Annotated in this window: 1 protein-coding gene; it reads left to right on the forward strand. The window is 55.4% G+C overall.

From position 1 onward, the window contains the following. Positions 1-118: 118 nt before the first annotated feature. A partial coding sequence (locus tag K9U40_RS24340) for an NAD(P)H-hydrate dehydratase (protein WP_282892608.1) occupies positions 119-401 on the forward strand: 283 nt, incomplete at its 3' end.

Consider the following 401-nt stretch of genomic DNA (forward strand, 5'->3'; position numbering starts at 1 on the left):
GGTGAACCCCACATATTGGAGCCATACCTGGGAGGATCTGGAGGCCTATCCTCGCCGTCAGCCCCAATCCCATAAGTACTCATACGGCCGCATTTTGGTGGCGGGAGGTTCACTGGGAATGGCAGGTGCCCCCTGTTTTGCAGGAATGGGAGCGTATCGCACAGGCGTGGGGCTGGTGGATCTGGTGGTGGAAGAGGGCAGCAGGCCGGTGGTTCAGACCCTTTTACCAGAAGCCATTGTACATACCTGGGAATCCTTCTCAGAGGAGGGGGCCGCAAAAGCCTGTCTGGAAAAGGCGTCACTGGTGATTCTGGGGCCGGGACTTGGATTAAAGGAAGAAAGCCGGATATTCTTTTACCAATTGTGGAATACCCTGAAAAAGATGCCCAGACCACTGTTGC

Origin of the sequence: Xanthobacter autotrophicus (genome assembly GCF_030015065.1) — a bacterium.
GTDB lineage: Bacteria > Pseudomonadota > Alphaproteobacteria > Rhizobiales > Xanthobacteraceae > Xanthobacter > Xanthobacter autotrophicus_D.